12 protein-coding genes and 3 tRNA genes are annotated in these 12,763 nt (G+C 73.5%); 7 read left to right on the forward strand and 8 right to left on the reverse strand.

Features of this window, described 5'->3' with window-relative positions; translation table 11 throughout:
- The first annotated feature begins 44 nt into the window (after positions 1-44).
- On the forward strand, positions 45-1,085 hold the full coding sequence (locus ATL51_RS19030) for an MmpS family transport accessory protein (protein ID WP_100879417.1): 1,041 nt from the start codon (positions 45-47) through the stop codon (positions 1,083-1,085).
- A gap of 323 nt (positions 1,086-1,408) precedes the next feature.
- On the opposite strand, the gene ATL51_RS19035 is transcribed toward ATL51_RS19030, so the two are convergent.
- The 7 genes from ATL51_RS19035 to ATL51_RS19065 form a co-directional block, all read right to left on the reverse strand.
- Complete coding sequence (locus tag ATL51_RS19035; RefSeq protein ID WP_392567376.1) at positions 1,409-2,227, reverse strand: ABC transporter permease; 819 nt, start codon at positions 2,225-2,227, stop codon at positions 1,409-1,411.
- On the reverse strand, positions 2,224-3,195 hold the full coding sequence (locus ATL51_RS19040; protein WP_073577899.1) for an ATP-binding cassette domain-containing protein: 972 nt from the start codon (positions 3,193-3,195) through the stop codon (positions 2,224-2,226). Before ATL51_RS19040 ends, ATL51_RS19035 begins: the two co-directional genes overlap by 4 nt.
- Before the next feature lie 43 nt (positions 3,196-3,238).
- Positions 3,239-4,456, reverse strand: a complete 1,218-nt coding sequence (locus tag ATL51_RS19045; protein ID WP_301549090.1) for an MFS transporter — start codon at positions 4,454-4,456, stop codon at positions 3,239-3,241.
- Positions 4,457-4,481: 25 nt separating this feature from the next.
- Positions 4,482-6,107 carry a long-chain-fatty-acid--CoA ligase gene (locus ATL51_RS19050; protein WP_100879419.1) on the reverse strand — a complete coding sequence of 542 codons (1,626 nt, stop codon included), beginning with the start codon at positions 6,105-6,107 and terminating at the stop codon, positions 4,482-4,484.
- 110 nt (positions 6,108-6,217) lie between these two features.
- The gene (locus ATL51_RS19055; RefSeq protein ID WP_062399810.1) at positions 6,218-6,409 is read right to left on the reverse strand and encodes a ferredoxin; all 192 of its coding nucleotides are present in this window, start codon (positions 6,407-6,409) and stop codon (positions 6,218-6,220) included.
- Between the two features lie 95 nt (positions 6,410-6,504).
- Complete coding sequence (locus tag ATL51_RS19060; protein WP_100879420.1) at positions 6,505-6,762, reverse strand: hypothetical protein; 258 nt, start codon at positions 6,760-6,762, stop codon at positions 6,505-6,507.
- Between the two features lie 148 nt (positions 6,763-6,910).
- Positions 6,911-8,800, reverse strand: coding sequence for a propionyl-CoA synthetase (locus tag ATL51_RS19065; RefSeq protein WP_100879421.1), 1,890 nt, complete (start codon positions 8,798-8,800; stop codon positions 6,911-6,913).
- A 256-nt stretch (positions 8,801-9,056) separates the two neighbouring features.
- Between ATL51_RS19065 and ATL51_RS19070 the strand changes: the two genes are divergently transcribed.
- The 6 genes from ATL51_RS19070 (at position 9,057) to ATL51_RS19095 (ending at position 12,201) form a co-directional block, all read left to right on the forward strand.
- On the forward strand, positions 9,057-10,352 hold the full coding sequence (locus ATL51_RS19070; protein WP_100879422.1) for a GDSL-type esterase/lipase family protein: 1,296 nt from the start codon (positions 9,057-9,059) through the stop codon (positions 10,350-10,352).
- Positions 10,353-10,537: 185 nt separating this feature from the next.
- On the forward strand, positions 10,538-10,756 hold the full coding sequence (locus ATL51_RS19075) for a hypothetical protein (RefSeq protein ID WP_062399816.1): 219 nt from the start codon (positions 10,538-10,540) through the stop codon (positions 10,754-10,756).
- A 120-nt stretch (positions 10,757-10,876) separates the two neighbouring features.
- A tRNA-Glu gene (locus ATL51_RS19080) sits at positions 10,877-10,949 on the forward strand.
- Positions 10,950-10,989: 40 nt separating this feature from the next.
- Positions 10,990-11,063, forward strand: a tRNA-Asp gene (locus ATL51_RS19085).
- Between the two features lie 36 nt (positions 11,064-11,099).
- A tRNA-Phe gene (locus tag ATL51_RS19090) sits at positions 11,100-11,173 on the forward strand.
- Between the two features lie 185 nt (positions 11,174-11,358).
- A complete protein-coding gene (locus ATL51_RS19095) occupies positions 11,359-12,201 on the forward strand; it encodes an MBL fold metallo-hydrolase (protein ID WP_322789699.1) in 843 nt (280 codons plus the stop codon).
- On the opposite strand, the gene ATL51_RS19100 is transcribed toward ATL51_RS19095, so the two are convergent.
- A complete protein-coding gene (locus ATL51_RS19100) occupies positions 12,185-12,625 on the reverse strand; it encodes a hypothetical protein (RefSeq protein ID WP_157818437.1) in 441 nt (146 codons plus the stop codon). The two genes, ATL51_RS19095 and ATL51_RS19100, sit on opposite strands and share 17 nt — an antisense overlap.
- Between the last annotated feature and the right edge of the window lie 138 nt (positions 12,626-12,763).

Below are 12,763 nucleotides of genomic sequence, written 5' to 3' on the forward strand. Positions count from 1 at the left end.
GGGCCAGCTGATACGCGGGCCGCCGTCGCCGCGACAGCCGTGACGTGACCACTCCGCAGAACCGCCACGGCGCCCCGGACCTCTCCGGCCCGCCGCAGCAGCAGTCCGGCCCGCACCGTGTCCCGCAGCAGTACCGGGGCCCCCAGGGCCCCGGACGCCACCAGCAGCAGTACGCGCAGGACCCGCGCGGTGCCGCGCCGCAGGGCTGGGCGCCGCACCACCAGCCCCGGCCGCAGCACTCCGGCGGCAACCCGAACCCCTATTACGACGGCCACCCCGAGGTCCCCTTCGGCGGGCCGCCCTTCGGCCGCACCAACCCGGGCGGGGTCCCGCAGCAGGCCCGCAGCCCGCAGCAGCAGGCCCCGGCCGCCACCGGCGCTCAGCCCTGGCCGAGTGCGGCCCGGCGCGGCGGTGTCCCGCAGCAGCGCACCGCGGCCCCGGCCGTCCCCGCTGTCGCCCCGCGCAACGGGTTCGGCGTCACCGCGCTGGTGCTCGGGATCCTGGGCCTGCTGTTCTCCTTCATCCCGATCATCGGGATGATCGCCTGGCCGCTGGTACTGCTGGGCCTGCTGTTCGGTGTGCTCGGTGTCGTCCGGGCGAGCAGGGGCCGGGCGGACAACCGCGGGGTCGCGATCGCGGGCACCGTGCTCTCGGCGATCGGGCTCGTGGTCTGCGTCCTCTACGCGTCGGTGTTCGCCGCCGCGGTGTCGGGTCTGCCGACGACCGTGCCGACCGCGGCCCCAGCCGTGTCCGCGTCCGAGTCCGACGCCGTCGCGGCGGCGCCCGCGGCCGCCGGTGGCGACGTGATCACCTACGAGGTCACCGGGTCCGGCACCGCCGGGAACATCACCTACGTCAAGGACGACACGATGGGGATGGAGCAGGTCAACGCGACCTCGCTGCCGTGGACCAAGGACGTCACCTTCGACTCCGGCGTCCTCACCTTCCAGCCACTGTCGCTGATGGCGCAGTCCGGGTCCGGTGGGAACGGCGAGATCACCTGCCGCATCCTGCGCAACGGCGAGGAGGTCACCTCCTCGACCAGCTCGGGTCCCTACGCGGTCGTGAGCTGCAACGGCAGCTGACCCACCACCCGTACGCCGGGACGCTCCACAGCGATGCGCCCGCGCAGTCGCTGGAGTGGTCACGCACGACGAGCGTCCCGACGGACGACGAGGCCCTCCCCGGGGACGCCCGGGGAGGGCCTCCCCACGTCCGGGGTCAGGCCGCCGGCCCCACCGCGAGAGCCGGCACGCCCAGCAGCGGCGGCCCCAGCTGGATCGACGCCGGCCGCCGCTTCGACGGGGCCGACAGCAGCAGCACCAGACCGGCGACGGTCACGACAGCCCCCTCCGCGGCGGAACCGATCCGCCGCAGGGGGGCCGTAGTGGGGCCGGTGGCAGCGGGGTCAGCGGCTCGCGGCCCGCCGGTACTGCCGGCTCGCCAGCGGCGCGAACACCGCGACGATCACGACCGACCAGATCAGCACGTAGAGCACGGGGTGCTGCAACGGCCAGGCGTCCGAGGCGGACGCCGAGGCCGGGATCGCGCTGTCGTTGCCGAACAGGGTCCGTGCGGCTGCCGTGACCGCCGAGACCGGGTTCCACTCGGCGAACACCCGAAGCGGGCCGGGCAGCGAGTTCAGCGGCACGAAGGTGTTCGCCAGGAACGTCACCGGGAAGATCACGATGAACGACGCGTTGTTCACGACCTCCGGGCTCGGCACCAGCAGCCCGACGAACGCCATCACCCAGGAGAACGCGTAGGCGAACACGATCAGCACCGCGAACCCGGCGAGCGCCTCGCCGACCGAGGTGTGGATGCGCCAGCCGACCAGCAGCCCGGTCAGCGACATCACGACCAGCACGATCAGGTTGTTCACCACGTCGGACAGGGTCCGGCCGGTCAGCACCGCCGACGACGACATCGGCAGCGAGCGGAATCGCTCGATGATGCCCTTCTTGACGTCCTCGGCGAGCCCGGCGCCGGTGTTCGTGGCCCCGAAGATGACGGTCTGGGCAAAGATCCCGGCCATCAGGAACTCGCGGTACCCGGCCCCGCCGCCGGTCGGGTCGATCGCGCCGCCGAAGACGTAGGCGAACAGCAGCACGAACATGATCGGGGACAGGGTGGTGAAGACCAGCAGGTCCGGGACCCGCTTGATCTTGATCAGATTGCGCTTCGCGACGACGGAGGCGTCGGCGAGCATGGTGGCGGCGGCGTTCACGGGGTCGGCTCCTCGGCCTGGTCCGCCTCGTCGGCGGGGCGCCCGGTCAGGGTGAGGAAGACGTCGTCGAGCGTCGGGCGGCGCAGCCCCGCGTCGTCGACCTTGGTGCCGGCCTCGGCGAGCCGGTCCAGCGCGGCGCGCAGCACCTCGACCCCGCCGCTGACCGGCATCGTCAGGGAGCGGCGGTGCCGGTCCAGCACGGCCTCACCCACGCCGAGCGGTGCGAGCAGCGCGGCGGTGGGCTCCAGGTCGTCGGCCAGGCTGGTCGTGACCTCCAGGCGCTCCCCGCCGACCTGCGACTTGAGCTCGTCCGCGGTGCCGCGGGCGATGACCCGGCCGTGGTCGATGACCACGATCTCGTCGGCCAGCGCGTCGGCCTCCTCCAGGTACTGGGTGGTGAGCAGCAGCGTCGTCCCGCGCGCCACGAGCCCGCGGATCACGTCCCACAGGTCGTTGCGGCTGCGCGGGTCCAGCCCGGTGGTCGGCTCGTCGAGCAGCAGCACCGGCGGGTCGGCGACGAGCGCCCCGGCCAGGTCGAGCCGGCGGCGCATCCCGCCGGAGTAGGTCCGGGCCGGACGGTCCGCGGCGTCGGTCAGGCCGAAGTCGGCCAGCAGCTCACGGGCCCGGTCCCGGGCCCGGCGGCGCCCCAGGTGGTAGAGCCGCCCGACCATCTCCAGGTTCTCGAAGCCGGTCAGGTACTCGTCGACCGCCGCGTACTGCCCGGACAGGCCGATCCGGCTGCGCACAGCGGCGGGGTCGGCCAGCACGTCCACGCCGGCCACGGTGGCCTCGCCCGCGTCCGGTGTCAGCAGTGTGGTCAGGACCCGGACGACCGTGGTCTTCCCGGCGCCGTTCGGGCCCAGCAGGCCGAGCACCGTCCCCTCCGGCACCGACAGGTCGACCCCGTCGAGCGCGCGGAGCGAACCGTAGGTCTTGACCAGCCCCGTGGCGCGGATCGCGTCCGGCATCGTGTTGTCCCCCTCAGAAGGTGCGAGCGGGGGCCACTGTGCCCTACGACCCTGACAGCCTGCGTCCTGATTCGGTCCGGCGGCGCGCGTGGGCGAGCAGCATCCGGCGCCCGACCAGCATCAACGCCGCCGACACCAGCATCACGCCGGCGTTGACCGTCCACGCGGCCGGGAAGCCCGCGTGGGTGGCGAGCGAGCCGAAGACGATCGGTCCGGCGAAACCGCCGGCGTAGACACCGACCTGCACGATCGACGTCGCCGCGGCCGGTGCGGACGGGTTGAGCCGCACCACGGCGAACTGCAGCAGCCCCGGCCAGGCCCAGCCCAGCCCGAACGCCAGCACCACCCCGCCGACCAGCGCGGGCGTCCCGGGCACGGCGAGCAGCCCGAACCCGCCGGCGCCCGCGGCGAGACTCGCCGCGACGACGGCGACGTGGCCGCCCGAGCGCATGTCGGCCAGCCACCCGTGCAGCATCCGCACCGACAGCCCCACCACGCTGCCGAGGGTCAGCATCAGCCCGGCCAGGCCGGGGTCGATCCCGCGGTCCACCGCCGAGGCGACCAGGAAGATGCCGAGCGCGGTCGCGGTCCCGGCCGCGAGCCCGGAGGCGGCGCCGATCACCGCGAGCGCGGCCGTCGCCCGGTCGCCGGACCCCGTGCGACCCGCCGGGCGGGCGTCGGTGCGCGGGCACGCGAACAGTGCGCCCAGCGCCAGCAGCGCGCCGATCCCGTACGCCCAGCGCCAGCCCACGGTCAGCGCCACCGCGGGGACGGCCAGCCCGGCCAGCAGCGTCGCCGCCGGGATCGCGGCCTGCTTCACCCCGAACGACAGCCCCATCCGGTGCGCGGGCACCGAGCGCGCGAGCGTCAGGTTCGACGACAGCTGGCCCATCACGTTGCACCAGGCGCCGCAGAGCAGCAGGACGACGAGCGCGAGGTAGGACCGCGCGCCCAGCGCCAGGGCCGCCATCAGCACCGCCGCCCCGACCACGGCGATCCGGCTGGTCACCCGTGATCCGACCCGCTCGACGACCATGCCGACCGGCAGCGAGCACAGCGCGCTGACCCCGAAGTACAGCGCGACGACCAGCCCCAGCCCGGACGGGTCGAAGGCCAGGTCGCGCGAGAGCTGCACCGACAGGGCACCGGTGAGGAACACCGGGAGCACCGACGCCGTCGTCACGACCACCGCGCCGGTCGCGACGCGGAAGGCGGACGGCGCGGTGGTGTCCGTCGTGCCCGATTCGGTTGCGATGCTCACGTTCAGCAACGCTAACCGATATGCGTCAACCCTGGATGCGTGAGTCCCCGCGGCCGGCCCACTCCTTCTCGCGCAGCTCGAACTTCTGGACCTTGCCGGTGGAGGTCTTGGGCAGCTCGTCGACCAGCTCGACGTACTTGGGCGCCTTGTACCGGGCGATCCTCGTCTTCACGTGGTCGATCAGCTCCTGCGGCTCGGCGGAGCGGCCCGGCTTGAGCACGGCGAAGGCCTTGCAGACCTCGCCCCACTTCTCGTCCGGCACCCCGACGACGGCGGCCTCCAGCACCGCGTCGTGCGAGACGATCGCCTGCTCGACCTCGACGGTGGAGATGTTCTCGCCGCCGGAGATGACCACGTCCTTCGCGCGGTCGCGCAGCTCGACGTAGCCGTCGGGGTGCACGACGCCCAGGTCGCCGGAGTGGAACCAGCCGCCGCGGAACGCCTCGGCGGTCTTCTCCTCGTCGCGGTGGTAGCCCTTCATGACGTTGTTGCCGCGCATCACGATCTCGCCCATCGTGGCGCCGTCCCGGGGGACGTCGGCCATCTGCTCGTCGACCACCCGGACCCGGTCCGCGCACACCATGCCGACCCCCTGGCGGGCCTGGAGCCGGGCGCGTTCCTCGCCGTCGAGGTCGTCCCAGGCGTGCTGGTACTGATTCACCGCGTACGGCCCGTAGGTCTCGGTGAGGCCGTACACGTGCACGATGCGGAACCCCATCCGCTCCATCTGCAGGATGGTCGTCGGCGACGGCGGCGCGCCGGCCGTCGTGATCGTCAGCCGGTAGTCCAGGGTGACGGCCTCGGGCGCGTTCATGATCGTCGTGACGACGGTCGGGGCGCCGTTGAGATGGGTGACGCCGTGCTCGCCGATCAGCTGCCAGATCCGGTCGCCGCGGACCTCGCGCAGGCAGACGTGGGTGCCGCCGATCGCGGTCACGGCCCACGGGGTGCACCAGCCGTTGCAGTGGAACATCGGCAGCGTCCACAGGTAGACGCTGTCCGCGGTGTGCCCGGAGTGGACGATCTCGCCGAAGGAGTTCAGGTAGGCACCGCGGTGGTGGTACTCGACGCCCTTCGGGTTGCCGGTCGTCCCCGAGGTGTAGTTGATCGTGATGGTGCCGCGCTCGTCGCCGACGGTCCAGGGCAGCGGGGCATCCGAGCCGCGGGCGAGCAGGTCGGCGTAGCTCGTCCCGGAGCCGACGCCGTCGCCGGGCGCCGCCGGGTCGACGACGGTGACGATCTCGCGGACCGTGGCCAGCTCGTCGGCGACCGGGCGGACCGTCTCGTACAGGACGGCGTCGACGACCAGCACCGTGGCCGCCGAGTGGTCCAGGATGTAGCGGACCTCCTCGGTCGACAGCCGTGTGTTGATCGCGATCAGGACCGCGCCCGCGAGCGGCACCGCGAAGTGCGCGACGAGCATCTCCGGAATGTTCGGCAGCAGGTAGGCGACCCGGTCACCGGGCTCGACGCCCGACGCGGCGAGGGCGTTCGCCACCCGGGTCGCCTCCGCCGCGAACTCGGCGTAGGTGTGCCTGCGGTCGCCGTAGACGATCGCCGTGGACTCCGCGAACACCTCGGCCGAGCGGCCCAGGAAGGCCAGCGGGGTGAGCGGGGTGGTCCAGACGTCGGTCGTCGTGCCCTGTGTCACGGTCGGCTCCTTCGCAGGCGGTGCACTCGTCGCCGCGATCCTGCTCGCCGCGAGGAGTACCCGGCAACCCGCGCCGGCCGAGCCCCCGGCGCCTCCCCGGCCGCCGGGGCTCAGCCCTCGATCGTGATGGCGGCCTTGGGGCAGCTCCGTGCCGCCTCCTCGACCTTCGGCCGCAGCGACTCGGCCGGGTTCTCGTCGAGGATGTAGAGGTAGTCGTCGTCGCGCACCTCGAAGACCTCCGGCGCGACACCCATGCAGACCGCGTTGCTCTCGCAGCGGTCGAAATCCACGATGACCTTCATGGCACCCATGGTGCCCCGGCCGGGACGACGCCGCAGGACTGAGGGCTCCCTGACCTGCGGTTATGCTTCCCTTTCCCGTTCGGGAAGGCTGCAGGTCAGCGGCTGTCGCGGGTCTGGGCGGCGGTCGGCAACGGCTGCGGCGCGAGGTTCGCGCGGGCCTGCGCGGGCGCCGGCGGCGGGGTGGTGTGCGGCACCCCGGTGAGGAGCGCGGTCGTCGCCCGGGTGGTCACCGGGATGCTGCCGACCGAGGGCAGGCGCGCCTCGTCGGGTTCGAGCACCGCGGCCACGCCGAGCAGGGCGCCGAGCGCCACCGGGGCGGCCAGTGCCGCGAGTCGCAGTCGCGCCGGGTCCACGGCACACCTCCACGTCGACGACCGCGCGGGGGATGCCGGGGAGCGGCAGCGGCCGTCGACCCACCATCGGGTCGCGGCCGTCCGCCGTTACCGCCATCGGGTGATCCGGGTCAAGCGGGGCGCATCCGGACCACCCGATGGAGGGCGCTCACTCCCTGCGCAGCACCGGACGCAGCGTGTCCAGCACCGACGCGTCGTCGATGGTGGAGGGCACCGGCTCCTCGGCGCCGTCGGCGATCCCGCGCATCGTCTTGCGGAGGATCTTGCCGGAACGGGTCTTGGGCAGGGCCGGGACGATCGCGACGTCCTTGAGGGAGGCGACCGCGCCGATCTGGTCACGCACCATCTGCACGAGCTCGGCGCGCAGCCCGTCCTCGTAGCCCTCGGCGTCGCTGTCGACACCGGCCTTCAGCACCACGAACCCGCGCGGGACCTGCCCCTTCATGGTGTCCGCGACGCCGATCACCGCGCACTCCGCGACGTCCGGGTGCGAGGCCAGGACCTCCTCCATCCCGCCGGTGGACAGACGGTGGCCCGCGACGTTGATGACGTCGTCGGTGCGGCCCATGACGAAGACGTAGCCGTCGGCGTCGAGGTGCCCGCCGTCGCCGGTGAGGTAGTAGCCCTCGAACGCCGACATGTAGGAGCTGACGTAGCGCTCGTCGTCGTTCCACAGCGTCGGGAACGCACCGGGCGGCAGCGGCAGCTTCGCCACGATCGCGCCGTCGACACCGGGCTCGGCCGGGTGGCCCCGCTCGTCGAGGACCTGGACGTCCCAGCCGGGCATGGCACGGGTCGGTGAGCCGGGCTTGATCTCCAGCAGCTCGATGCCCGCCGGGTTGGCCGCGATCGGCCAGCCGGTCTCGGTCTGCCACCAGTGGTCGATGACGGGGATGCCGAGCAGATCCGAGGCCCAGCGGTGGGTCTCGGGGTCGAGGCGCTCGCCGGCGAGGAAGAGGTACTTCAGGGAGGACACGTCGTACTGCCCGAGGAACGTGCCCTCCGGGTCCTCCTTCTTGATCGCCCGGAACGCCGTGGGCGCGGTGAAGACCGACTTCACCCCGTTCTCCTGGACGACCCGCCAGAACTGCCCGGCGTCCGGCGTGCCGACGGGCTTGCCCTCGTAGAGCACGGTCGTCGCTCCGGCCAGCAGCGGCGCGTAGACGATGTAGGAGTGGCCGACGACCCAGCCGACGTCGGACGCGGTGAAGATCGTCTCGCCGGGACCGACGTCGTAGATGTTGGGCATCGACCAGGCCAGGGCGACGGCGTAACCGCCCGAGTCGCGCACCACACCCTTCGGCTTGCCGGTGGTGCCGGAGGTGTAGAGCACGTAGAGCGGGTCGGTGGCCTTCACCGGGACCGGGTCGGCGGGCGTGGCGTGGGCGACGGCCTCGGCCCAGTCGACGTCGGTCGGGCCCAGCTGCGCGGTGGCCTGCTCGCGCTGCAGGATCACCGTGGACGTGGGCTTGCGGTCCGACAGCTCGATCGCCCGGTCGAGCAGCGGCTTGTACTCGATGACGCGCGTGCCCTCGATGCCGCAGGACGCCGAGACGACGACCGTGGGCCCGGCGTCGTCGATCCGGACGGCGAGCTCCTTGGCGGCGAACCCGCCGAAGACCACCGAGTGCACGGCGCCGAGGCGGGCGCAGGCGAGCATCGCGATCGCGGCCTCGGGGACCATCGGCATGTAGACGACGACCCGGTCGCCGTGGCCGACGCCCTGGTCGCGCAGCACGCCCGCGAACAGCGCGACCTCGTCGCGCAGCTCCGCATAGGTGTAGGAGCGCCGCGAGCCGGTGACCGGCGAGTCGTACACCAGGGCCGTGCGGTCGCCGTTCCCGGCGTCGACGTGCCGGTCGAGCGCGTTGTACGCGACGTTCAGCTCGCCGTCGGGGAACCAGCGGTAGAACGGCGGGTTCGACTCGTCGAGCGCGCGGGTCGGGGCGACGTCCCAGTCGATCCCGTCGGCCGCGCGGAGCCAGAAGCCCTCACGGTCGTCCACACTGGAACGGAAGATCTCCTCGTAGGTGGTCACCGTCGTCCTCTTCCCCTGGCGATCCCGGCGGCCCACGGTGGCCGCCCCTCGTGTCGCCGACGACCCTAGGAGGTGACACCGACAGTGCGCAGCCCTCTCGTGGGCGGACCGCTCCGGAGGGACGGGCCGTTCGTCGACGACGATGTGCCGATCGTCGCAGTGTGACCGGGCGGATCCGTAACGTGATCGGGTGACGGCCCGACACAGCGCGTGGGGGACCCGTCCGATCCGCGGGCGGGCCCACGGACGAGAGGCGGTGCCGGTGCGGCCCGACGACGGTGCGGTCCGGTGGCGTGGCAGGCGGGATGCCGCCGGTGCGGCGGTGCTCGGGACGCTGCTCGCCGGGCTCGTGGCCGCGGGCTGTGCCCCGGTCCCGTCGGTCGTCCCGGCGGCGGCCGCGGCGACGACGTGCACCCCCGGCTGGACGGCCGCCTGGCACGCCGCGCAGCAGGCCGTCCCCGGCGACAGCCTCGCCGGCCGGACGCTGCGGATGGTGGTGCGGCCCGGCGCGGCGGGGGAGGAGCTGCGGCTGCGGCTGTCCAACCGGCACGGCGACGGGCCGCTGCGGATCGCGGCGATGACCGTCGGCGCCACCGGCCCGGGCGCCGCGGTGACCCGGCCGGTCCCGCTGACCGTCGGCGGGGCCCCCGTGGCCGACATCCCGGCGGGTGCCGAGGTGCTGACCGATCCCGCACCGGTCGCCGCCGCGGCGGGCGTGCCGCTGACGGTGAGCCTGTTCCTGGCCGAGGTGCCGCGCACGATCGGCTCGCACCCGGTCGCGATGCGCACCGCGTGGCTGTCCGGGCCGGGGGACCGCACCGCGGCCCCGGACGCGGCGGGCTTCGACACGACCCTGCAGTCCTGGCCGGTGCTGACCGGTCTGGAGGTCCTGGCGGCCCGCCCGGACGGCGCCGTCCTCGTGATCGGGGACTCCCTCGTCGACGGCGTGGGCTCCACCCCCGGCGGCGACGACCGCTTCCCCGACCAGCTCGCCGCCCGGCTGTCCGCGGCGGGCGGCGACCGGCCGATGACCGTGCTGAACGCGGGACTGTCGCGCAACCAGCTGCTGCAGGACGACCCGCCGGCCGGCGGTGACGCGCCGTCGACCCGCTGGGACGACGACGTGGCCGCCGTCCCCGGCGTGCGCGACGTGGTGCTGCTCGTCGGCACCAACGACCTCGCCGCCGGCGCGGCCGCCGGCGACCTCGTCGCCGGGCTGCAGGGCTTCGCCCAGCGGGCCCGCGCCGCGGGGCTGCGCGTGTTCCTCACCACCATTCCGCCGTCGGCCAGCGGCGGTCGCGCCACCCCGACGGCCGTCGCGGCCCGGGACGAGGTGAACGGCTGGCTCCGTTCGGATGGTCGTCGCTGGGCCGACGGGGTGATCGACGCGGCCGCCGCACTGGGCGACCCGGGTGACCCGCACCGGCTCCGTCCGGATCTGGACTCCGGCGACGGGCTCCACCCGTCGCCCGCCGGGTACCGGGCGCTGGCGGCATCCGTGCCGGTCGGGGAGCTGTCCGGCAGCCCCTGCCGGGTCTCGCCGGATCGCTGAGCCGCACCCGTCCCGCACAGCGCTGGGTGACCGGCCGTCACCCGGGAAGGGGCGTGCGGGGTCCCCGCACGATGGGTAACGTCTTGGTCACGGCCACAGCACGTGGCGGTACCGAAGGACACCGGCACGCGGCGCGTCCCACGGACGGGCCCGGAGCAGGTCCTGGCGGCCTACGGGGAGGCCTCGTGACCATCGGCGCGAAGCGCGGCATCGACGACGACACCAGTTCCATTCCGGCGCCGCGGAACGCGGCCGACGCCTTCAAGGTCTCCGACGACCAGGTGCAGCGCGCCCGGCTCGTCGTCGCCCGGAACTCGGACGACTCCGAGGATCTGCGCGAGCTGCTCGACATGCTGGGGCTGATCTCCGGCAACCCGGAACAGCCGCCACCCGTGGCTCGCTGACCTGCGGCGACGCCGGAACCGGGGGGTGGTTGCAGGGCCCCTCGGAGCGGTGTCGTAAGGTTTCCTCACTCCCAACGGACAGCCGTTGAGGGAAGGTCGAGGCCCTCGGGCCTGGTCCCAGCCCCCATCGTCTAGCGGCCTAGGACTCCGCCCTTTCAAGGCGGCAGCGCGGGTTCGAATCCCGTTGGGGGTACCGCGAGAGGCATCGGATACGATGCGTCTCGCGAGAGCAAGGCCCAGTGGCGCAGTTGGTTAGCGCGTCGCCCTGTCACGGCGAAGGTCGCGGGTTCGAGTCCCGTCTGGGTCGCTCCACTCTCTGGATCTCCGGTTCACCGGAGGCCGGGGCCAGGTAGCTCAGTTGGTACGAGCGTCCGCCTGAAAAGCGGAAGGTCGGCGGTTCGACCCCGCCCCTGGCCACAGTCCTGATCCCCCGCAGAGCCGGTCGGTAGCCACCGACCGGCTCTCGTGCGTTTCGGGGTCGGTTCGGTCACGATCGGCCGATAAGCTCCCACCCGCACGACATCACCGTCCCCGGCCCGCCCCGGCTGGAGGAGATCTCCGACGGGCTCTACGCCTACGTCCAGCCGGACGGCACCTGGTGGATCAACAATGCGGGACTGCTCGTCGGGCCGCAGGGGGCCGTCGCCGTCGACTCCTGTTCCACCGAGCGCCGGACCCGGGCCTTCGCGGCCGCGATCGGCGAGGTCACCGACCGGCCGGTCCGCACGCTGGTCAACACCCACCACCACGGCGACCACACCTGGGGCAACGCCCTGTTCCCCGGCGCGACGGTCGTCGCACACGAGCGGGCACGCGCGGAGATGATCGCCTTCGGCCCGCCCCGGGACCTGCCGTTCTGGGACCACGGCGACTGGGGCTCGCTCCCGCTGGACCCGCCGTTCCTCACCTTCACCGACCGCGTCGCGCTGCACCTGGGGGACCTGCGGGCCGAGGTCCTCCACGTCGGGAGGCCCGCCCACACCACCAACGACGTCCTCGTGCACGTGCCCGACCGGTCGGTCCTCTACTGCGGTGACCTGGTCTTCCACGGCGGCACGCCGTTCCTGCTGATGGGTTCGGTGACCGGCGCGATCGACGTCCTGGAGCAGGTGGTGCTCCCGCTCGGGGCCGCGACGACGGTGCCCGGCCACGGGCCGGTGTTCCGGGGTGACGGGCCGGTCCGGGACACGCTGGACTATCTGCGGTTCGTCATCGACCTGGCCGAACGCGCCCGCGACGCCGGTGTCCGCCCGCTGGAGGCCGCCCGCGACACCGACCTCGGGCGGTTCGCCGACTGGCCGGACGCCGAGCGCATCGTCGGGAACCTGCACCGCGCCGACGCCGAGCTCGACGGCGCCGAGCGTGGCGCCCCGATCGACACCATCGCCGCGCTCGCCGAGATGGTCGAGTACAACGGCGGGCGCCCGCTCACCTGCCTGGCGTGAGCACCGGTCGCCGCTCCCGCAGCACGACGACGGCACCGGCCACCACCAGGACCGTCAGCGCCCCGGCCGCGGCGACGGTGAGCGCGTCCGGGGCGACGAGCGGCTGTCCGCGCAGGGCCTGCCAGGTCAGCAGGGCGAGCAGGCCGGTGTAGCCGGCGGCGGCCGTCGTCATCAGGTCGCGACGCACCCGTGGGTCGGCCGGCCGGGCCACCCGCCCTGCGGCCAGCTCGAACACGAGCAGTAGCAGTAGCAGTGGCAACAGCTGCAGCGCGTGCGTCCCGACGAAGTGCGGGACGCGCAGGTCACCGCCCAGCGTGCTCCATCCGACCAGCGGCAGGCCCGGGCCGCCGTCGGGGACGCCGACGGTGTGCGCCCCGGCGATCCCGCGGAAGTCGGCGAGTTGGTCCGGAGTCGGTGACGTCATCAGGAAGCCCGGCGCCATCCCGGCCAGCGCGAGCACCGCCCCGGCGCGGATCGCGACCGTGCGGGCGGGGTCGAGACGGACGGTGCCACGCGAGGATGTTCCGCACGTGGATACTGCAATTATCGGATAGCTGAACTG

Origin of the sequence: Pseudonocardia alni, from assembly GCF_002813375.1 — a bacterium.
Taxonomy (GTDB): Bacteria; Actinomycetota; Actinomycetes; order Mycobacteriales; family Pseudonocardiaceae; genus Pseudonocardia; species Pseudonocardia alni.

Bases quoted from the DNA above. Each gene is read 5' to 3' on its own strand.
- ATL51_RS19040 (WP_073577899.1), bottom strand. From the start codon at position 3,195: ATGCCGGACGCGATCCGCGCCACGGGGCTGGTCAAGACCTACGGTTCG.
- ATL51_RS19055 (WP_062399810.1), bottom strand. From the start codon at position 6,409: ATGAAGGTCATCGTGGATTTCGACCGCTGCGAGAGCAACGCGGTCTGC.
- ATL51_RS19100 (WP_157818437.1), bottom strand. From the start codon at position 12,625: ATGACGTCACCGACTCCGGACCAACTCGCCGACTTCCGCGGGATCGCC.